Raw genomic sequence first — 20715 nt, 5'->3', positions numbered from 1 at the left:
AATTAGAGTGCTAGTTTTTCGTTTTCTTGAATCTCTGCAACAGTCAATGCAGTCATATTCACTAAACGGCGAGTTGTCGCTGTTGGCGTTAAAATATGAACAGGTTTTGCAGCACCCAAAAGAATTGGGCCAATTGTCACGTTACTACCTGAAGTTGATTTCAACAAGTTGAACGAAATGTTCGCTGCATCCAGATTCGGCATAATCAGCAAGTTCGCAGAACCTTTAAAACGTGAGTTCGGGTATGCGAAATGACGAATATTTTCATCCAATGCAGCATCACCATGCATTTCACCTTCAACTTCAAGTTCAGGTGCAATTTCTGACAAAATATCATAAACCTTACGCATTTTTTGTGCGCTAGGATCATTTTGGTCAGAACCGAAACTTGAGTGAGAAAGCAATGCTACACGCGGCGTAATACCAAAACGGCGTACTTCTTCAGCCGCTAAAATAGTCATTTCAGCAAGCTGTTCAGCTGTTGGATTACGGTTAATGTAAGTATCGGCAATAAACAAGTTACGATCTTCAAGCATCAATGCATTCAGCGTGAAGAAGTTATTACGGCCTTCTTTTAGCCCAATCACATTGCTGACGAAGTCTAAGTGAATGTCATAGCTAGAATAAGTACCACACAGCATACCGTCAGCCACACCATGACGAACCAGCATTGCAGCGATCAGGGTAGAGCGACGACGTGCTTCACGCTGTGCGTATTCAGGTGTTACGCCTTTACGCTGCATGATGCTGTAGTAATCATCTGCAAACTTATCGTAATCAGGATTTTTCTCTTGATCGACGATAGTGATGTTCACGCCATCTTCAAGACGTAGACCTAATTTTTTGATGTTTGCTTCAATGACTGCTGGACGACCGACAAGAATTGGTTTTGCCAAACCTTCATCAACAGCAATTTGTACTGCGCGAAGTACACGTAAATCTTCACCTTCAGCATAGGCAATGCGTTTTGGATCAGTTTTTGCTTGCGCAAAAATTGGTTTCATCATGAATGCAGAGTTATAAACAAACTCAGACAAACGTTGACGATACGCAGAGAAGTCTTGAATTGGACGAGTTGCAACACCTGAATCCATCGCTGCTTGTGCAATTGCAGGTGCAATCTCAAGAATCAAACGTTGATCTAATGGGCGTGGAATGAGGTAATCACGACCAAATGAAGCAGATTTTTCACCATACGATGCAGCGTCTGCTTCAACATGCGCCATGCGAGCAATCGCATGTACACAAGCAATCTTCATCTCTTCATTAATTGTGGTTGCGCCCACATCTAGTGCACCACGGAAGATATAAGGGAAGCAAAGCGCATTGTTCACTTGGTTTGGATAGTCTGAACGACCAGTTGCCATAATCACGTCTGGACGTGCTTCATGTGCATGTTCAGGAAGAATTTCAGGGTCAGGGTTAGCAAGGGCAAAGATGATCGGATCTTTCGCCATGACTTTAACCATTTCTTTGGTTAAAATACCTGCTGCAGAAAGACCAAGGAACATGTCCGCACCTTCCATTACATCAGCAAGCTGAGAGCCTTCGATGTCTTGAACGTATGCCTTTTTCGACTCATCCAAGCCTTCACGTTTAGTCGTCAATAAACCGCGTGAATCTGCCACAACGATGTTTTCTTTTTTTACGCCAAGTGCGCAAAGTAAGTTCAAACATGAAAGGGCAGCAGCACCTGCGCCAGAAGCGACAATTTTGATTTCTTCAATTTTTTTGCCATTGAGTTGAAGTGCATTCAGTAATGCAGAACCCACAATGATCGATGTACCGTGTTGGTCATCATGGAACACAGGAATATTCATGCGTTCACGAAGTTTTTGCTCGATGTAGAAACACTCTGGGGCCTTGATGTCTTCAAGGTTGATACCACCAAAAGTTGGTTCTAATGCTGCAACGATATCTACGATTTTGTCTGGATCGTTTTCAGCAATTTCAATGTCAAAAACATCAACACCAGCGAATTTTTTGAATAGAACGCCTTTACCTTCCATAACAGGTTTTGACGCTAAAGGACCAATGTTACCTAAGCCCAGTACGGCTGTACCGTTACTGACTACAGCAACAAGATTACCGCGCGCTGTGTAAAGTGCAGCAGTAGATGGGTCGCGTTCAATTTCTAAACAAGGTGCAGCGACACCTGGCGAGTATGCGAGGGCTAAATCGTGTTGGTTGACCAATTGTTTGCTTGGTGTAACGCTGATTTTCCCCGGAGTTGGAAATTCGTGATAATACAAAGCCTGCTGTTTTAAAGATTGATCGTCCATCTGTATCTCGATTGTGTTTTGTTTATCCAATATAAAGCTGCAATGCTTGCTTTATCCGCTTGAATATAACATTAGTTGCACAGTTGGGACAGTCGAAGTCGCGTCTTTTTCAGACAATCTTATAGCTCAGGCATAGTGACTTATATTAAGTAAGTATAAGCAGGCGAAGAGATATTATTTTCAAGGAACACGGTTGCCTCTTCTTGTGGCAATGGCTTAGAGAAAAAATAGCCTTGAGCAATGTCACATTCTAAGTCTTGTAGATACTGTAACTGCTGTTCAGTTTCAATCCCTTCAGCGACTACCGTCATGCCCATCGCTTTACCCATGGCAATCATGGCACTAACGATGGCCAATTGTTTATTTTCACCAATTTTAGAGATAAAACTGCGGTCTATTTTCAAGATATCAATTGGAAAATCAGCTAGATAGGATAGAGAAGAATAGCCCGTACCAAAGTCATCAAGTGAAATATTGATCTTACGTTTTTTTATTTCATTTAACAGTTCACGTACTGAATCTAGATTTTCGACCAAAGAAGATTCTGTAATTTCCAGTTCCAGACTGGCACCATCAATCTGATTGGCATCTATCGCTTCATCGAGATCATTTAATAATTGTCCACGGCGCAGTTGCTGTGCAACAATATTGACGGATACACAAATATTTTGATAACCCAAATTATTCCAAAAGCGAATTTGCTGCGCGGTTTTTTGCAGGACAAAACGCCCGATATCGGAAATTAAACTGGTTTGTTCTGCTAAAGAAATAAATAAGCCCGGTGGTATTAAGCCTTTTTCAGGATGATTCCAACGCACCAAGGCTTCAAAACCGTAAATATTTTTATCACGGAAATTAATCTTCGGTTGGTAATACACCACCAGCTCATTATTTTGAATGGCTTTACGCAAGTCGCGTTCCAAAAAGATACCTTGTTCTAATAATGCAGTATTTTCATTGGAATAATAACGTGTAGTATTGCCTCCCAAATTTTTGGCTTCACTCAGCGCTTGTTCCGCACAGTTATTTAGATAATCTAGCTGACGGCCATGCTCAGGGTAGAACGCGACGCCCATCGATAAAGTGATGACATGATCTTGGCCAAAAATATTAAATGGAATGCTAAAGGCTTTATTGATGCGTTCACAATGCTCTTGCACAGAAGGGCGGATGTGTGAAATTTCATACACAATCGCAAAATCATCGCCATTTAAATGTGCAACAAACAGAGCTTCGGCATTGGTCAGACGCAAACGCTGTGCGACTTGGCGTAACAGTTCGTCACCACCATTATTGCTGAGATATTCATTTAATGGACGGAAACGGTCGATGTTTAAACGTATGACGGCCAACTGTTTAATCGAATCTTGCTGTGAAACTAAATACTGATGCAGTTGATAGTTGTAATAAAAACGGTTCGGTAAATCCGTTAAAGTGTCATAATTTTCTAAATAAGATAAACGTTGTTCTTGCAATTTACGTTCGGTCAGGTCTGAGACAATCCCGATATAATGGGTGACGCGATTTTGATCATCGGTAATCGCATTAATATGCATCCATAGCGTCAGTTCTTTACCTGAAAGAAATTTTTCGTGCAATTCACCATCATACTCACCAATTTTCAGCACTTGTTTAATGATCGAGTAGTGCATACTGCGTTGAATTGATTTGTAATTTGCAGTGATATCAAAAAGATGTTTACCAATAATTTGGTCGTAGTTAAAGCCGGTTAATTGTTCGTAAAACGGATTGACTTCGATATAGCACAGCTCTTCATTTAAAATGAAAATCCCTTCAGCAGCTTGTTCGAGTACACTGGCTGCAAGTTTTAAACGTTCCTGAGATGTCCGTTCCTGATGAATGTCACGTCGAATACCGACCATGCGCAATGGCTTACGATTATTTGGATCGCGTTGAATGACCCGTCCAATATCATGTACCCAACTCCATTTTCCTTGACTGTTTTGAATCCGATAGGTGGCCTCATAACGGTCTTTAAATCCACGTAGATGTTGAATCATCGCTGATTTAAAATGTGGGATATCATCAGGATGGATCACATGTTGTAACTGTTGCTGATGCTCTTTCGAATGTCTAAGGGTTTTTTCTTGCTTATAGTTGGTGACAACGATTTTACGGTCTTTGATATTCCAATCCCAAGGACGTAAACCGGCGATTTCATGCGCAAGGACTAAATTGGCTTGTTGGTTTTCTAAATCCTTGTTCATTTGCTCAATGTCGAAGGTCCGCTCTTTAACTTTCTGTTCAAGGATTTGGTTACCCAGTTGTAGCTGTAATTCGATGTCTCGTGATTTGTTGACTTCATCTTGGAGCTGCTGACACAGTTCATCAGTCCATTTGACTTGTTGCTTGGCACTATCGACCAGTAGGTTATTTTTGGCATGTAAGGTCGACACACGACGATGAATTCGATATGACGTCATGGCACACATTAGAATCACAATGAGCCCAAAATTAATACTCAGGCTAAATAAGTGATTTGAACCATCTAAGAAAAAGAACTGTGCAATCAGATACGGCACAATAGACGGGATGAAGGCCAAACAAAAATAATTGAGTTTTTGCGTTAAATAGGTCAAACCAAAGGTTTGTGTCACGATCAAGAGTAGGGCGGAGAGCGTTAAGGCCTGAATCGGTTCAAAGCTTTGATTGGTCGCAGGTAAATAGTAAAAAATTAAAAAGATACCGCTCGCAATCAACGTGCCAACTGAAAAACACTGAAACTGTAGCCAACGATGCGCAATCATCAGTGAATATTGTTCAGGTTTAAAATAAACGGTGCTGATCAGCCAGCATAAACTGACAAAAACTTCGGTAAAAATAAACCAAATATTAAAATACAAAGATGGCGATTTATAAAAAATTTGATATATCGAAAAAATATATAAGCAAATAATCAGGATACTGACTAAAAAATAGCGGCTATGGCGAATCGTGTTCGCAATTTGAGCAGTATGATTGTACTGCTTGATATATTCATCTTGTTTATACGTCATGAATATAAAAACCCTGCCTTAACTAAATCTAGATCGTTGTATTTGTATTGTTCCTGAGAGTATTTGTTTATTCTTGGTAACAAATCATTTGTTTTTATTGACTCTAGGGTAATTGCGTTACAAATAAAAAGCAATATCAAGGATGCCATCATTGATGATTTCAGATGAACTAGCGAGTAAAAATTAAATAAATTTATAATTTAAAATTGAAAGTGCAACTACAGGTGCAGTTTCTGTGCGAAGGACACGTTCACCGATACACCAGTTCACGAAACCTTTCTCATTTGCTGCGCTGATCTCGGCTTCGCTCAAGCCACCTTCAGGGCCAATCAGTAAGGCAAATTGCGGGTCAGCATCAGCTAATACATCAATTTCATCTTTATTGGGTGCGAGTACCAATTTTGTTGTCGGTAGGTCACTTTCCAACCATTTATCAAGGGAAAGTGGCGCAAGTACTTTAGGAACAATGTTGAGTCCACACTGTTCGCAAGCAGCAATAGCGATGCCTTGCCAATGGTCAAGTTTCTTTTGATCACGATCGTACTTCAAACGCATCTCACAACGTTCTGAAGTGAGTAGTTGAATTTCAGAAACACCGAGTTCCACCGCTTTTTGAATCGCATAATCCATGCGGTCGCCTTTGCTCATCACTTGACCCAATAGTGCCGTAAAATGTGGTGTGCGATTGCTTGGATTGAATTGCAAAACTTGGACGGCAGCCGACTTTTTAGCGATTTCAACCAATTCAACATGGTATTCGCCACCTTGCCCATTGAACAAAGTGGCTGTTTCGCCCACTTGAGCACGTAAAACTTTTACCCAGTGATGAAACACTGTTTCCGTTAATTCAACAGTTGTATCAACAGTTAAATCAGCTTCAATATAAAAACGTGGCATTAAAGTTTTACTCTCAAAAAGGTCGAAATGTCTTATGCAAAACCGAGGTCTTTCACAAGTTGACGTGTAGGGTCAGTGGTGTTCATGGTGTAGAAGTGCAGGCTTGGCGCACCACCAGCAATCAGGCGTTCGCAAAGTTTTACAATCACTTCATGACCAAAGGCTTTGATTGACGCTGTATCGTCGCCATAAGTCGCAAGCTGTTTGCGAATCCAACGTGGAATTTCTGCACCTGTACCATCAGCAAAGCGAATTAAATTACTTGCATTGGTAATAGGCATGATGCCTGGAGCGACAGGAATGTTCACGCCTTCTTTTTGAATGCGCTCTACAAAGTAGAAGTATGCATCTGGGTTAAAGAAGAACTGTGTCAAAGCTGCGTTTGCGCCAGCATTGGCTTTGTCGCAGAAACGTTTGATGTCGAGATCAAAGCTGTCTGCTTGCGGGTGCATTTCTGGGTATGCTGCAACTTCAATTTTGAAATGATCACCAGTGTGCTCACGAATGAAACGTACCAAGTCCGTTGCATAAGGCAATTCGCCCAAGCCCACTTGACCAGACGGCAAGTCGCCGCGCAGCGCAACAATACGGTCAATACCTTGTGATTTATATAAATCCAGCAATTCAGCAATACGTGCTTTGCTATCACCAATACAAGACAGGTGAGGGGCAACCGGTGTGCCTTTACCGTTGAAATCATTCAATGTAGACAAAGTGCGTTCACGGGTAGAACCGCCTGCACCATATGTTACAGAGAAAAATTCAGGATTTAATAATTGAAGTTCTTGGTGTACAACTTTAAGTTTTTCCGCGCCCGCATCAGTTTTGGTCGGGAAGAACTCAAAGGAAATAGGAATCTGTTTTGACATGTTCAAATCCTTTTTTATAAATACTTTTATTTAAAAAAATCCCCTCATCCTAACCTTCTCCCAGAGGGAGAAGGGACTTCCATTATGAAAGTAATAGTGATTTGGAGTTAACATCAAATTTGCTTTCACAATGAAGAGTTCCCTCTCCTTTTAGGAGAGGGTTAGGGAGAGGTATTTATAAAACTTAGTATTTATAAGCCTCAGCTTTGAACGGGCCTTCAACTTGAACACCGAGGTAATCCGCTTGTTCTTGAGTCAAAGTCGTTAATACGCCACCGAAACCTGCAACCATTGCAGCAGCAACTTCTTCGTCTAATTTCTTAGGAATAAGTTCTACGCGGATCGCAGCTTGTTTTTGATCTTCAGGAAGATCAGCAAATTTTTCAGCGAATAGGTGCATTTGACCCAATACTTGGTTAGCAAAAGAACCATCCATAATACGTGAAGGGTGACCTGTTGCATTACCAAGGTTCACTAAGCGGCCTTCTGAAAGAAGAATAAGGTAATCATTTTCATTTTCTGAACGATACACTTGGTGAACTTGTGGTTTAACTTCAACCCACTTATAACCACGTAAGTAATTTGTGTCGATTTCAGTATCGAAATGACCGATGTTACAAACTACAGCGCCAGCTTTTAATGAATCAAGCATTGCAGCGTCACATACGTGGTAGTTACCAGTTGTTGTTACGATCAAGTCAGTATTTTGAAGAAGATCAAGATTGATGTCTTCTTTCTTACCCGTTTGAATGCCATTTTTATACGGAGCAACAACTTCGAAACCGTCCATGCATGCTTGCATTGCACAGATAGGGTCAACTTCAGTGACACGTACAATCATGCCTTCTTGACGAAGTGATTGAGCGGAACCTTTACCTACGTCACCATAACCGATTACAAGTGCACGGCGGCCAGATAAAAGCATATCTGTACCACGTTTGATTGCATCGTTTAATGAGTGGCGGCAGCCGTATTTATTGTCATTTTTAGACTTGGTTACAGAGTCATTTACGTTAATCGCTGGAACTTTTAAAGTACCGTCGCGGTGCATTTCGTAAAGACGTTGAACACCTGTAGTGGTTTCTTCTGTAATACCGTGGATTTTAGCAATCACTTCTGGGTATTTTTCGTGAACAAGTGCAGTTAAGTCACCGCCATCGTCTAGAATCATGTTGGCATCCCAAGGCGTACCATTCACATTAATTTGCTGTTCAAGACACCACATGTATTCTTCTTCAGTTTCGCCTTTCCAAGCAAATACAGGAATACCTGCAGCAGCGATTGCAGCAGCAGCGTGGTCTTGAGTAGAGAAGATGTTGCAAGAAGTCCAGCGAACTTCTGCACCTAATTCAACTAGAGTTTCAATTAAAACTGCAGTTTGAATGGTCATGTGGATACAGCCAAGGATTTTCGCACCAGCAAGCGGTTTAGCCGCTGCATAGCGTTTGCGAAGACCCATTAGGGCTGGCATTTCTGCTTCTGCAAGTTTGATTTCTTTACGGCCGTAGTCAGCTAGTGAAATATCGGCAACTTTATAATCTGTAAATGAAGCATTAACCGCGTTCATCACGATCTCCTTAATAAAAACAATTGATCATTCAGTTCGCGGATGCCGTTGTTGATTGGATCGAGTGTCCAACCGAATCGTCGAGCCTAGCGATCTTATATTTAGTGCCTATAAGAAAGTCGCAGCATCCCTCGACTAGGGCAGTATTGTACTTGGAAATAGAGTGAGTTCCAATCAAAAATTGGTTAATATGTAGATGAATAATCTGATAATAAAAAGATAATAACGTACATATCATGAATATATTAAAATTTAATATTTTCCTAGTTTTACTCGTATCTTCACAAGCTGTCTCAGCAAGGCGAGGCGACTTTTCACCACAAGATATTTTTTTTCTGCCTTTAATTTTGATTGGGGTTTTATCCTTATTTAAATTTTCAGGCTTTATTGAAAATTATACGAAAGGCTTAAATTTAACCCTTAGAGTAGTCATAAAAGCAGTGAGTTTTATTATTTTGATTGGCATCATTGCCTTTATAATTATCGGGATAGGGCTAATTTCTGAGTATATTCCTGAAAAATGGTCGATGATATTCTAGTGCAATTTTAAATATAAAAAATTGGAAGCTAATAATGAAAAAATTAACTGCATTCATATGCTTGTGTTTTTCAGCACTAACATATGCCAACGATTCAACAGGCTATGTGGCAACAGGCGGTGTGCAATACCTGAAAAATAAAGACATTCAAATGTTCAGTGAAGACCTGTTTATTAGTAAAAAAATCATCAAGGTCGATTACCAGTTCAAAAATTTAAGCAATAAAGATGTGACTGAAACGGTCTTATTTCCGCTGCCAAAAGTTGAAAACTTCTTTGAATCTGATTTTGCCAATACTGAAAAATTGCTAAAAAGTTTTAAAGTTCAGGTGAATGGAAAAACGATTCAGCCTGAAATGCATGTGCGCACTTTTATTCAAAAAGATGAAAAAACAGCCCCGATTGATATGACGGAGAGTTTTAAGCAATGCGGGTTTACGGAAAAAGACATGCTGAATCCGTGGAGCAGGCAAGATGATGAATATGAAACTTTCGAGGAAAAACTCAGAAACTGTAAAAATGCAGCTTTGCAAAAAGTTTTGCCCAAAGATCCGAGTGAAGTCATTTCATGGTCATCTCAGGTGATTTACAGCTGGAAGCAAACCTTTAAAGCCAATGCGCTCACACGTGTACAGCATCAATATGCACCGCTGGTGGGCGGGTCTGTGGCTTTATATCCTGATGAATATAATCAAAGTTATTGTATGGATCAAAAGTTTAAGGCAGGACTCAGAAAGGCCAAATCACAGCATGCACCATTTCAAGCGCTGGGCTATATCTTAAAAACAGGCGCCAATTGGGCAAAGCCTATTCAAGATTTTAAGCTGACTATTGAGCGTGATGCAGGAGAGCTGGTTTCTTTTTGCTGGGCAGGAAAAGTGAAGAAAATCAGCGCTACGCAGTTTCAAATGGTTGAAAAGAATTTTGTACCTAAACAAGATTTGGACATTATTTTTGTGCATGTGAAATTAGGTCTGGATTAAAACTTGCAGGCAAAACTGCTGCGATTTGTTTATCATCGTCCATAAGAAATTTTGAGTTTTGATATATGTCGATGGAAATACCTGATGAGTTGGCAAATTTAGAAGCCAATGGTGGCATTTATGCAGTGTGGATGTTGCTGCAGCACTTAGGTATAGATGCAGATATTCAGCAACTCATCGAAGTTTGCGCTTATGACGCTGACCATGGCACAACAACCATTGGTTTAGCTGTAGGACTGAAAAAGTTTGGTTTTCAAGTAAAGTTTTACACAGAGCATGATCCTGAGCTGCAGGACAGTGAAAAACGCAGTTATGCAGAAGCAGACCAATTGGAACTGCCTATATTGCCTGCAATTGGCTATGCACAAATTCAGCAGGCTTTTGAACAAAATCAGTTTGTGATTGTGTATTACGATACTCTAGAGGGCGTGGGGAACCATTCTTTGGTGTATGACATTGACGAAACTGAAATTAGTTTCTTTGACAGCTTTGATGCCATGCCAGCAGATGTATTTGAACAGCAGCGTGGAGCAGAAGGCATTTGCCGACAAGTGATTACTGTAGATGTAAATGACTATGTGGCGAGCTGAGCCATTTTGTTAAAAGCAAAAAGCCCATCATGAGATGGGCTTTATTTTTTAGAAAAAAATTGGATTACTGCTCAGCCACATCGGCTTTTTCATTCCAAAAATCTGCTTTTTCTTCATCAGCGTCGATGCCTAAGCCATTGGCATAAATAAAGGCTAAGTCACGCATGGCCTGAACTTCACCTAATTTTGCAGATTGTTCAACCAGTTCAATGGATTTAGCGACATCTTTTTCCACCACATCGCCGCGACGGTAAAAATTGGCCAATTCTAAAATTGCAGCAGGATGGTCATGTTTTGACGCTTGTTCTAACCAGCGGTGCGCATGCTCAAAATAGGTTTTAGATTCTTCAGGATCTTCTTCGAGCATGTCTTTGGCATAGACTGCATAGCCTTCACCTAGCCAATACATTGCTTCTACATGACCTAACTGAGCTGCTTTGAGTGCCCATTCTTCAGCAAGTTCAACATGCTCATCATTTTCACTTTGCATATAAATTTCAGCCAGTTCAAATTGAGCATCTTTATTGCCTGCCATAGCGCGGTTATATAAAGCAGGAGAGATTGAAAGTTCAGACATGTGTAATCCAAAAGAGCAGAATAGGCATAGCCTAATCGGTTGGCATGAAAAAAGCCAATCCGAAGATTGGCGTTCAATGTTTAGAGATCGTTGTCTAAAGAATTAAAATTTCAATAACACTGCAGACAATACAAATATGACAACTAATGCACCAATAATTTTCCAAAAATACTCAGCGATATAACTAATACATAGCCCGACAAATAAAGCCGCAATGGTCAGCGCGCCAAACCAATAACTGATGTTATTGCTCGGCGTGCCAAGTGAGAGGCAAAGTAGTAAGGCGATGATCAATAGCGCCCAGCCGACTAGCGTGGCTATCCGTGTTTGGCCCACACTTAGTTCTTTGCTGTAGAACTGCTTTTGATGTTTAGACATGCTGCTTGCCAAGGCAAAAAAACCTAAGCTACTCAGTGCCCAAATCAGGAGAAAGAACATCATCCTTCAACCTCCTTTGTGCCGCGTGCTTTTTTAACAGGCAGCCCTTTATGCTTTTTCACTTTGTAAAATGAATAGGCAAACAAGATAGCCAAGAGCCACATTGCAAGATCAAAGGATGCAATCATCCATTGACCATTTGCCATGGTATTCCAAAGCGGTTGACCACCAGTCATGAAGTTTACAATCGGCAGTAAGGCAAAAATTGCTGTGGCAAAAGCTAAAAGTTCTAGCCACGCTTGACGGTGCGTACGGAAAATCGCATAAACGAGCGTCAGTAGCCAAACAATAAAGAAACTACGAATTTCTAATTCCGAACGGTTTTCAAGCTGTGCGGGAATAAAACGGTTGGCATAGAAAAATGCTGCACAGGCAATGGGTAAACCAATAATCGCTGCAATATTGGTCACTTCAACCGTGCGGTAGCCAAATGATTTAAAGCCTTGTTTTTGCTGTTGCGGCGCACGTTTTACACACCACATAATGAGACCTGTAGCGACCATCAGGGTGCCTACAATCCCTGAAATAAACAGCAGCCAACGTAGTGCTAAATCTACACCGCGTGCTTCATGCAGCGTAGTGACTACATTATAAATACCCATCGGTACAGGAGGTTGCTTTAACTTGGCACTTTCGTCAGTTAAGTCTTTGCCAGTTACGCCATCAAATTGTTTACTTGCATAGACATTTCGATACGCGACACTTTCACCATGTAAGGCGCGTAGTTCAATTTTAGCTTGGTCTGTATTCGGTGCAATGATGCTAACGGTACTAATCGGATTAGTTTTCCATTCATTCTGAACCGCAGTCACGATCGGCGCTAAGTTGGTCAACGGCGCAGCAACGACAGGTTGCTCTTCACGTTTAGAGCGACGATCTCCTCGACCTTCACCACGGCTCTCAGCACGATTTTCGCCTTGGTTTTGTGCAGAATTGGCACGGGTTTGCTGTGGGCGTTCGCCACGTTCTTCACGTCCTTGAGCAGATTCACGTCCTTCAGGTTTATTTTCTTGAACCAAAGCACGATTTTGTTCTTGTAAAAATTGTCCCCGGTTTTCATAAATACGCTCAATCCCCCAAGGCATGATCGTAAATAACAGCAGCAACAGGCCACTAAAGGTAATCATGATGTGGAAGGGAAGCGCAAATACTGCGGTTGCATTATGTGCATCGAGCCAAGAACGTTGTCCTTTGCCTGAACGGAAGGTAAAGAAATCTTTAAAGATTTTTTTATGAGTAATTACACCACTAATGATGGCAACTAACATAAACAGTGTCGCTATCCCGACAAACCATCGCGTCCACATACGTGGCATGCCATATAGTTCGAAATGGAAACGATAAAGAAAATTACCACCACGTGTATCGCGCGGCTCAAGCACTTCACCTGTAGCACTATCAATGTAAATTTGTTTACCACCACGGCGTGCACGAGGGTCTTCACCTTGTTCACGAACGGTAATTAAGGTAGCATTTTGACGTGTATTCGGCAGCAAAATATTCCAAGCACCTGCATTCGGATGATTTTGCTGTAAATAATTCAGTGCGACTTGAGTTTGTTGGACTTGTGAACTGGCTGGAACAGATTGATGCAGCTCAGGTGTCATCCAAACATTGATTTCATTTTTAAAGAAGCTTAGGGTCCCGGTCAGGAAAATAGCATACAGCAACCAACCTAAGATTAGGCTAGCCCATGTATGCAGCCAAGACATGGACTGGCGAGGTCCCTCTACTTTTGCATCAACACGCATTTTAGCTTCCCATCATCATGTAAATGGCATACAAACACACCGCAGGGATCACAATGCCTAAAGTTGCTTTGAGGGTTTTATTCACCATAAAGACCCAAATGAATGCACAGCTCCACAGGATAAATGCAATTAAAGTTGCACTCATGGCTGCACTTCCACGGTCTTCGCTAAATACATCTGCGATTACGATGGCAGATAGCATCGCGACAACATATCCGCCCACTAAAGCGAGGGCAAAGCGATAGAAAATCATCAAGCGATAGGTCAATAGAGAAGGAGTATCTTTACGCGTTTTAGGCAGCGCAGATGTGAGGGGTGTCACAAGTGCCTCAGGTGGTGAGCTATTCATAAAATACTTAAGCGCTTGGAAATTGTATTAAAGTTAATCTAAATGATAACAATTATTATTAATAATTAGAATAATGTATTCACAAAATTATTGATATTTCAGCATGCTGAGTAGAAATTGATTTAAAATGAGGGGAAATAAAGGCAAAAAAATAGCGACCGAAGTCGCTATTTTACAATGCAAGAATGCTTATGTGTCTACATTATTGCTCTTGTTGAATGCCTGCAACTAACCAGTCTTGATCAGAACCCGCAGGTTTAACAAAATGCCATACTTCAGCAAATGGCTGTGGCAAACTATTTAAGTCTTCACTTACCGTACCTGTAAAACGCACACTTACAACGTATTGACCATTTTCGTTAGCAGAATCGACCACCATAGCATTTAAGTTAGAAAACTCAGCAACGTCTTCATCTTTATTCGCCATAATGTCGTTATACATAGACTGGTAAAGATCAGGCGTTAAGTAACGCTGAATTTCAGAAATGTTGCTTGCCGTATTCATCGATTGAATGTGGTTAAAACGCTGACGTGCAACACGTAAGAATGTTGCTGGTTCTGTACCATCAGGCAATTGATTACCGCTATTAGTATAAGCGGCACCAAAAGGCGCGTTCGTTGCAGCAGCTGCACCAAATGGAGCATTTGAAGCTGCTGAATTACCGCCTACAGAATTACCAAAAATATTCGTATTGTCATTGCCTGCACGAGGTGCAGCATTTTGCTGGCCAAACGGTGCATTGTTTGCACCACTGTTTGGCGCATACGGATTGTTAGCGGCTAGTTTTTTTTTTGCGCCCATCTTACGGAAAATGAAGAAGGCAACAGCAGCGGCAAGTAAAATCCAGATCCATCCTGGAATACCACCTTTCTCTTCCTGTTGTTGAGCTTGCGCTTCAGAAGCTGCTTGACCGTTATTGTCATCGGCCATCGCATTTGCAGCGACTGCACCAATAGCAGCACCAGCCACACCAGCAGCAACCATTCCGCCCACATTCGAGCCAGATTTTGCTGGAGCGCCAGCAGTTGCAGGCTGTTGAACAGGAGCAGATTGACGAGGTTGCTGATAAGACTGAGTTGGAGCAGCTTGACGGCTCATACCATGGCTTTTACCACCACCGGCACGTTTCGCTTCTGCAATCGGCGCTACCAAAAGGGCTGCTGTTAAAAGAGCAGTCATCAAACCACGCTGTCGAACTTCCATCAAATTTTCCTATATCTATATAAATTTAAAATAGCCATCTAGTTATGCCGCCATTTGTACTGAATTTCAATAGAATATCGGTAAAAAATTGAAAATTCATTCAAAATAAACGATTCAACGTGACTAAGACTCATCGGTCAGCGTAATTGCCTGACTCAACGCCTCATGTAAACGTGCGACAGAAATAATTTCTACACCTGAAATCGGTTTTTGCGGTGCATTCCCACGCGGTAAAATAATGGTTTTAAAACCATGCTTAATGGCTTCTTTGAGTCGTTCTTGTCCATTGGGTACAGGGCGGATTTCGCCTGAAAGGCCGACTTCACCAAATACTGCCAAATGCTGTGGCAGGGCTTTAGCTCTTAAGCTAGAGGCGCAGGCTAAAAGTACCGCAAGGTCAGAACCTGTTTCTGTGATTTTTAAACCACCGACGACATTGACATAGACATCTTGTCCTGCGGTTTGTACGCCACCATGACGGTGCATAACGGCTAAAAGCATGTTTAAACGGTTTTGTTCTAAACCTAAGGCCACGCGTCGAGGTTGTCCGTGCGCATCATCTACCAAAGCCTGAACTTCAACTAAAAGTGGACGTGTGCCTTCACGGCTAATCATGACGATAGAGCCCGGAATGGCTTCATCATAACGACTCAGGAAAATAGCGGATGGGTTTGATACCTCGCGCAGACCTTTATCGGTCATGCCAAATACACCAAGCTCGTTGACCGCACCAAAACGGTTTTTCACCGCACGAATCATACGGAAGCGCGAGTCAGACTGACCTTCAAAATACAAAACACAATCGACCATGTGCTCTAGCACACGAGGGCCTGCCAAAGAGCCTTCTTTTGTTACGTGACCGACAATAAACAATGCTGTACCACTATTTTTGGCAAAGCGGGTCAGGAGTGCAGCCGATTCACGAATTTGGGAAACACCGCCCGGCGCAGACTGGAGTGTCTCGGTGTATAGGGTTTGAATCGAATCTAAAATGGCAACGGCAGGGCGCTCATGTGCCAAAACTTCACAAATACGCTCGACACAGGTTTCTGCCATGACTTTGAGTTGATCGGTCGGCAAATCTAGGCGCTGGGCACGTAGAGCAACCTGAGACAAAGATTCCTCACCAGTGACATATAAGGCAGAACTTTTACTCGCCGCCATATAGGTTGCAGTTTGTAGCAAAATAGTGGATTTACCAATGCCGGGGTCACCACCAATCAGCACTACTGAACCTGAGACCAGTCCACCGCCGAGCACACGGTCAAATTCACCAATACCTGTTGCCATTCGAGTTTCATGCGAAACTGAAACTTGATTTAAGGTGGTCACAGCAGCAGCTTGACCTGCATAGCCACCGCCCATTTTCGGCTGTGCACGGTGTGTAACGGCGGGAGCAATACTTACTTCGACTAATGAATTCCATTCACCACATTCGGTACATTGACCGGCCCATTTGGGATGATCAGCACCACATTGTTCACATCGATAGACACTTTTTGCTTTCGCCATAATATTTACTGTGCACAAACTCAAATTGAGTCACAGCATAGCGGTGAATACATCGAAAAACCAAGTTTTTATCGCATGAAATGACTGAGGAAGGTCAATTGATGTCGTTTTATTTTCAATAGCTGCACTTTTACATAGTAAGCACTTTATAATAGCGCATTATATTTTTTGAAATGGGTCACCACATGACTGAACTATTACGACATATCGATGCCATCGCACGTGAAAAAAATCGTGATGTGTTATTTGTGCATTTTGAAGAATATGATCATCAACATCCTGAAAAAAATACGGTGCGTAATGATGTTATGCACTGGTTTGACCTGCAAAATATAGACTATTTCCCTTGTATGGGGCTAGAAGGTGAGTCTTTAATCGATAGTTATACAGGTGATTTATACCTTGACGTGCCTTTTGATGAAAGCAGCCCTGCATATAAAACCCTCAGTGAATACCTTGAAGATGAACAAGGGAACATGAAAATTCAGGGGGTATTGTTCTTTTCTTTATCTTTGGAAATTGCCCTAGAAATCGAAGCCGATTTGATGGAAGCCAGTGCTGTAGATTCTGAATATGCTGAAAATGAGTTTGGTGACCAATTTGGTGAAGGCTTTATTGAAGATACTGAATCAGATCCAAAAGATGAAGCAGCCAATGAAAGCAACACGAAAAACGACAAATTTGATGATGGTCAAATTGGCACGATCCAATAAGTAAATATCGATTTTCAGTCCGAATAAAAAAAGCCACGTGAATTCACGTGGCTTTTTGTTTAGCAGGGGATTAGTACAATTCACCTGATTTACGACGTTCAATAAAATCTTTCGATTCTTTTACAATGATGCCTGAGAGCAATAACAGTGCAATACAGTTTGGTGCAGCCATCAAACCGTTAAAGGTATCGGCAAATAGCCAAACGAGATCAAGTGTTACGACACAGCCGACAAATACTGATGCGATGTAAATTAAGCGATAAATCATTACTGATTTTTCACCTAAGAGGTATGTACAGCATTTTTCACCATAATAGCTCCAACCCAGAATGGTTGAATAAGCGAAGAAAATAATACCGAAAGTCACGACCCAACCACCGAAGCCCGGAAGTAGTTTGTCAAAAACACTGATCGTTAATACGGCACCCGTTTGATCACCAAAGCTTTGTCCCGCCATGATGAAGCCCATCACCAGTACGATACCTGTAATTGAGCAAACAATGATGGTGTCTAAGAACGTACCTGTCATAGAGACAAGACCTTGACGTGCTGGGTGGTCAGTTTTTGCAGCCGCAGCGGCAATAGGTGCTGAGCCCATACCTGCTTCATTAGAGAATACACCACGTGCCACACCATAACGAATCGCAGCACCAATCGCACCACCCGCAGCAGCTTCGCCCGTAAATGCATAGCTAAAGATCATTTTTAGTGCAGGGATCACCAATTCAAGGTTGGTGAAAATAATGATTAAGCCACCCAATACATAACCTACCGCCATGATTGGAACAATAAATGAAGAGGCTTTTGAAATGGATTTGATGCCGCCTAAAATAACGAGGGCAGAGAATATGGTGATGACGATGGCAGTGGTGAGTGTGCTGATCCCTAAGCTGTTTTGCACAGCAAGCGCGACAGTGTTGGACTGTACTGAGCTACCAATACCAAAGGATGCCAAAGTACCAAATAGGGCAAATACCACTGCCAACCATTTCCACTTAGGCCCAAGTCCACGTTCGATGTAATACATCGGACCACCGTTCATTTCGCCATTTTCATTTTTATGACGAAACTTTACAGCGAGTACACCTTCACCATATTTGGTTGCCATACCAAAGAGCGCGGTTATCCACATCCAAAACACTGCGCCCGGACCACCGAGCACACAAGCGGTGGCTACACCGGCAATATTACCTGTACCAATGGTGGCAGAAAGTGCGGTCATAAGTGAGGCGAAATGAGAAATATCGCCATCATGTTGATTGGCTTTAGGATGCTTGCCAAAGACTTGTTTGAATGCGAAAGGCAACATGCGAAATTGCCAGAAAAGTAGTCGGAAGGTGAGGAATACACCTGTTCCGACAATGAGGACCAACATGTACGGGCCCCAGACCCATCCACTGAGTGTTTCCATGATATTTTGAATTTCTTGCATAGTATCTTCTTCTTATCGGCCCTGAGTGAGTGAATGCTACATTTTTGATATCTGTAGCAATTGATATGCCATTGTTAGAAACTTCCATGATTTTTGGCATAATTTTTTTATCGTTGGTAAAATATTTTTTGCATAAAATTTAAGTTATTACAAGTAAATTGTTGTTTTATTGGTCGCTTTAAAATGTGAACTGGCGCTAAGATTTTTATATATAAGAAAAATAAATTAACTTTGTCACTTAATCCGAAAATATAGATGATGAGAAATAATTTTGTATTTTCTGAAATTTTTACGTTAATTTGTCGCAATTGGAACGCGAAGTTGAATTAAATAATGTCAAATGAAATTCATGGATCGCACGCTGATAGCGGCGATTTGAAACGAAGCTTGTCCAACCGACACCTGCAATTGATTGCGATTGGTGGTGCGATTGGTACAGGTTTATTTATGGGGTCAGGAAAGACCATCAGTTTAGCTGGTCCGTCCATCCTTATTATCTATATGATTATTGGTTTTATGGTTTTCCTCGTCATGCGTGCATTAGGCGAGTTATTACTATCAAATCTTGAATATAAATCTTTTATCGATTTTGCAACCGACTTAATCGGCCCGTGGGCAGGCTATTTTGTGGGTTGGACCTATTGGCTGTGCTGGATCACTATAGGGATTGCTGATTTATCGGCCATCATTTATTACCTGCAATTCTTTAATGGAGGTAACCCGTTCTCGCCCGAAGAAGGGGTGATGATCAGTGTTGCCGCCATTGTTTTTATCATGGGTTTAAACCTTGTTACGGTTAAACTTTTTGGTGAATTAGAGTTTTGGTTTGCACTGATTAAGATTATTGCAATCGTAGTGCTCATTGGTGTCGGTCTTTGGATGATCTTTACAGGTTTTACCTCATCGACAGGTGAAATCGCATCATTCACACATTTATGGTCACATGGTGGTCTATTCCCAACAGGAGTAACTGGCTTCTTGGCAGGTTTCCAGATCGCCATTTTTGCCTTTGTCGGCGTAGAACTCGTTGGTACTACGGCAGCAGAAACCAAAGATCCAGAACACAACTTGCCTAAAGCTGTGAACTCGATTCCGATTCGTATCATTATTTTCTATGTGCTTGCACTTGTGATTGTGATGTCCGTTACGCCATGGAATGCCATTGACCCAAGCATTTCACCATTCGTGAACTTGTTTAGCCAAGCTGGTATTGCTGCTGCTGCGATTATTATGAACTTGGTTGTGTTGTCATCAGTTATGTCATCGATGAATAGTGGTGTGTTCTCGACTTCACGTATGTTGTTTGGTTTATCTCGTGAAGAGCAAGGCCCAAAAGCGTTTGGCCGTCTAAACTCACGTGCAGTTCCGGCAAATGCGTTGTATTTCTCGGCAGTTTGTTTACTGTTGGGTGCGGCATTACAGTATTTCGTACCGAACACTGTTGAAGCCTTTACATTAGCAACTACACTTTCTACGATTTTATTTATCTGCGTATGGCTCATGATTATCTGGAGCTATATTGTTTACTATAAAACTCGTCCTGAGTTACATGCGAAGTCAACCTTTAAATTACCAGGTGGCTTATATACTTGCTGGCTTGTGATTATCTTCTTCATCGGCATGATTTATGTTTTGTCATTAGAAGCAGATACCATGAAAGCGCTCATGGTGAGCCCAATTTGGTTCATCATTTTGATTATTGGTTATTTCGGTTTTTATAAGAAAAAGCACCATTAATTTACATTTTTGAACGGATGTAAAAACATAAAAAGTTGCTCCTGAGGGGGCAGCTTTTTTATTTGAATATGGATTTAATTTACACTAATACACAGTATTCATTAGTGCTAATAGAAGTATAAAACAGCATTCAAATTGATAAGCTATTTCAGTGAAATCAATAGCCTGATCGGTATAGAAAAATACACAAATGTGGTTTGAAAACAGCACCATTAAATTTTGCTTAAATTTAGTGCAGAATGGCAAAAAGCTCACTTGG

General features: G+C 41.5%; 16 protein-coding genes and 1 pseudogene. 5 read left to right on the top strand and 12 right to left on the bottom strand.

Going from position 1 to position 20715, the window contains the following annotated elements; genetic code table 11:
- Positions 1-2 precede the first annotated feature (2 nt).
- The 5 genes from B1201_RS01805 to ahcY form a co-directional block, all read right to left on the bottom strand.
- On the bottom strand, positions 3-2282 hold the full coding sequence (locus B1201_RS01805) for an NADP-dependent malic enzyme (protein ID WP_078192090.1): 2280 nt from the start codon (positions 2280-2282) through the stop codon (positions 3-5).
- 140 nt (positions 2283-2422) lie between these two features.
- On the bottom strand, positions 2423-5299 hold the full coding sequence (locus B1201_RS01800; RefSeq protein ID WP_078192089.1) for an EAL domain-containing protein: 2877 nt from the start codon (positions 5297-5299) through the stop codon (positions 2423-2425).
- Between the two features lie 183 nt (positions 5300-5482).
- Positions 5483-6196 (bottom strand): 16S rRNA (uracil(1498)-N(3))-methyltransferase, encoded by a 714-nt coding sequence (locus tag B1201_RS01795; protein ID WP_078192088.1) that lies wholly within the window; start codon positions 6194-6196, stop codon positions 5483-5485.
- A gap of 32 nt (positions 6197-6228) precedes the next feature.
- Positions 6229-7065: a methylenetetrahydrofolate reductase [NAD(P)H] gene (gene metF, locus B1201_RS01790; RefSeq protein WP_078192087.1), complete on the bottom strand. Its 837-nt coding sequence runs from the start codon at positions 7063-7065 to the stop codon at positions 6229-6231.
- Positions 7066-7249: 184 nt separating this feature from the next.
- Positions 7250-8632 carry an adenosylhomocysteinase gene (gene ahcY / locus B1201_RS01785; RefSeq protein ID WP_078192086.1) on the bottom strand — a complete coding sequence of 461 codons (1383 nt, stop codon included), beginning with the start codon at positions 8630-8632 and terminating at the stop codon, positions 7250-7252.
- 236 nt (positions 8633-8868) lie between these two features.
- On the opposite strand from ahcY, the gene B1201_RS01780 reads away from it, so the two are divergent.
- The 3 genes from B1201_RS01780 (at position 8869) to B1201_RS01770 (ending at position 10743) form a co-directional block, all read left to right on the top strand.
- Positions 8869-9171: a hypothetical protein gene (locus B1201_RS01780; RefSeq protein WP_078192085.1), complete on the top strand. Its 303-nt coding sequence runs from the start codon at positions 8869-8871 to the stop codon at positions 9169-9171.
- 34 nt (positions 9172-9205) lie between these two features.
- Positions 9206-10153, top strand: a complete 948-nt coding sequence (locus B1201_RS01775) for a DUF4424 family protein (protein ID WP_078192084.1) — start codon at positions 9206-9208, stop codon at positions 10151-10153.
- Between the two features lie 65 nt (positions 10154-10218).
- Positions 10219-10743 carry a cysteine peptidase family C39 domain-containing protein gene (locus tag B1201_RS01770; RefSeq protein WP_078192083.1) on the top strand — a complete coding sequence of 175 codons (525 nt, stop codon included), beginning with the start codon at positions 10219-10221 and terminating at the stop codon, positions 10741-10743.
- 64 nt (positions 10744-10807) lie between these two features.
- Here the strand turns inward: B1201_RS01770 and B1201_RS01765 are convergent, their stop codons facing one another.
- The 6 genes from B1201_RS01765 to radA form a co-directional block, all read right to left on the bottom strand.
- Positions 10808-11320, bottom strand: coding sequence for a tetratricopeptide repeat protein (locus B1201_RS01765; protein ID WP_078192082.1), 513 nt, complete (start codon positions 11318-11320; stop codon positions 10808-10810).
- A gap of 102 nt (positions 11321-11422) precedes the next feature.
- Complete coding sequence (locus B1201_RS01760) at positions 11423-11761, bottom strand: DUF3325 domain-containing protein (protein ID WP_078192081.1); 339 nt, start codon at positions 11759-11761, stop codon at positions 11423-11425.
- Positions 11758-13509, bottom strand: a complete 1752-nt coding sequence (locus B1201_RS01755; RefSeq protein ID WP_078192080.1) for a PepSY-associated TM helix domain-containing protein — start codon at positions 13507-13509, stop codon at positions 11758-11760. The genes B1201_RS01760 and B1201_RS01755 overlap by 4 nt, the downstream gene beginning before the upstream one ends.
- Before the next feature lies 1 nt (position 13510).
- Positions 13511-13858: a hypothetical protein gene (locus B1201_RS01750; RefSeq protein WP_078192079.1), complete on the bottom strand. Its 348-nt coding sequence runs from the start codon at positions 13856-13858 to the stop codon at positions 13511-13513.
- A gap of 202 nt (positions 13859-14060) precedes the next feature.
- Positions 14061-15062, bottom strand: a complete 1002-nt coding sequence (locus B1201_RS01745) for a Tim44 domain-containing protein (protein ID WP_078192078.1) — start codon at positions 15060-15062, stop codon at positions 14061-14063.
- A 123-nt stretch (positions 15063-15185) separates the two neighbouring features.
- Positions 15186-16574, bottom strand: coding sequence for a DNA repair protein RadA (gene radA, locus B1201_RS01740; RefSeq protein WP_078192077.1), 1389 nt, complete (start codon positions 16572-16574; stop codon positions 15186-15188).
- Between the two features lie 185 nt (positions 16575-16759).
- On the opposite strand from radA, the pseudogene B1201_RS01735 reads away from it, so the two are divergent.
- A pseudogene (locus tag B1201_RS01735) lies at positions 16760-17116 on the top strand (hypothetical protein); the annotation flags it as partial.
- Positions 17117-17357: 241 nt separating this feature from the next.
- Here the strand turns inward: B1201_RS01735 and B1201_RS01730 are convergent.
- The gene (locus B1201_RS01730; protein ID WP_078192076.1) at positions 17358-18719 is read right to left on the bottom strand and encodes an alanine/glycine:cation symporter family protein; all 1362 of its coding nucleotides are present in this window, start codon (positions 18717-18719) and stop codon (positions 17358-17360) included.
- Between the two features lie 333 nt (positions 18720-19052).
- On the opposite strand from B1201_RS01730, the gene B1201_RS01725 reads away from it, so the two are divergent.
- Complete coding sequence (locus tag B1201_RS01725; protein WP_078192075.1) at positions 19053-20456, top strand: amino acid permease; 1404 nt, start codon at positions 19053-19055, stop codon at positions 20454-20456.
- The last annotated feature ends 259 nt before the right edge of the window (positions 20457-20715 follow it).

This window comes from Acinetobacter sp. ANC 5600 (assembly GCF_002018395.1).
Lineage (GTDB): Bacteria > Pseudomonadota > Gammaproteobacteria > Pseudomonadales > Moraxellaceae > Acinetobacter > Acinetobacter amyesii.
Note: the sequence above shows the minus strand (reverse complement) of the source record. Positions and strands in the feature narration are given on the sequence as shown.

Bases quoted from the DNA above. Each gene is read 5' to 3' on its own strand.
- B1201_RS01800 (WP_078192089.1), bottom strand. From the start codon at position 5,299: ATGACGTATAAACAAGATGAATATATCAAGCAGTACAATCATACTGCT.
- B1201_RS01755 (WP_078192080.1), bottom strand. From the start codon at position 13,509: ATGCGTGTTGATGCAAAAGTAGAGGGACCTCGCCAGTCCATGTCTTGG.
- B1201_RS01770 (WP_078192083.1), top strand. From the start codon at position 10,219: ATGTCGATGGAAATACCTGATGAGTTGGCAAATTTAGAAGCCAATGGT.
- B1201_RS01765 (WP_078192082.1), bottom strand. From the start codon at position 11,320: ATGTCTGAACTTTCAATCTCTCCTGCTTTATATAACCGCGCTATGGCA.
- B1201_RS01750 (WP_078192079.1), bottom strand. From the start codon at position 13,858: ATGAATAGCTCACCACCTGAGGCACTTGTGACACCCCTCACATCTGCG.
- ahcY (WP_078192086.1), bottom strand. From the start codon at position 8,632: ATGAACGCGGTTAATGCTTCATTTACAGATTATAAAGTTGCCGATATT.
- radA (WP_078192077.1), bottom strand. From the start codon at position 16,574: ATGGCGAAAGCAAAAAGTGTCTATCGATGTGAACAATGTGGTGCTGAT.
- B1201_RS01730 (WP_078192076.1), bottom strand. From the start codon at position 18,719: ATGCAAGAAATTCAAAATATCATGGAAACACTCAGTGGATGGGTCTGG.
- B1201_RS01775 (WP_078192084.1), top strand. From the start codon at position 9,206: ATGAAAAAATTAACTGCATTCATATGCTTGTGTTTTTCAGCACTAACA.
- B1201_RS01725 (WP_078192075.1), top strand. From the start codon at position 19,053: ATGTCAAATGAAATTCATGGATCGCACGCTGATAGCGGCGATTTGAAA.
- B1201_RS01780 (WP_078192085.1), top strand. From the start codon at position 8,869: ATGAATATATTAAAATTTAATATTTTCCTAGTTTTACTCGTATCTTCA.
- B1201_RS01745 (WP_078192078.1), bottom strand. From the start codon at position 15,062: ATGGAAGTTCGACAGCGTGGTTTGATGACTGCTCTTTTAACAGCAGCC.
- B1201_RS01760 (WP_078192081.1), bottom strand. From the start codon at position 11,761: ATGATGTTCTTTCTCCTGATTTGGGCACTGAGTAGCTTAGGTTTTTTT.
- B1201_RS01795 (WP_078192088.1), bottom strand. From the start codon at position 6,196: ATGCCACGTTTTTATATTGAAGCTGATTTAACTGTTGATACAACTGTT.
- metF (WP_078192087.1), bottom strand. From the start codon at position 7,065: ATGTCAAAACAGATTCCTATTTCCTTTGAGTTCTTCCCGACCAAAACT.
- B1201_RS01805 (WP_078192090.1), bottom strand. From the start codon at position 2,282: ATGGACGATCAATCTTTAAAACAGCAGGCTTTGTATTATCACGAATTT.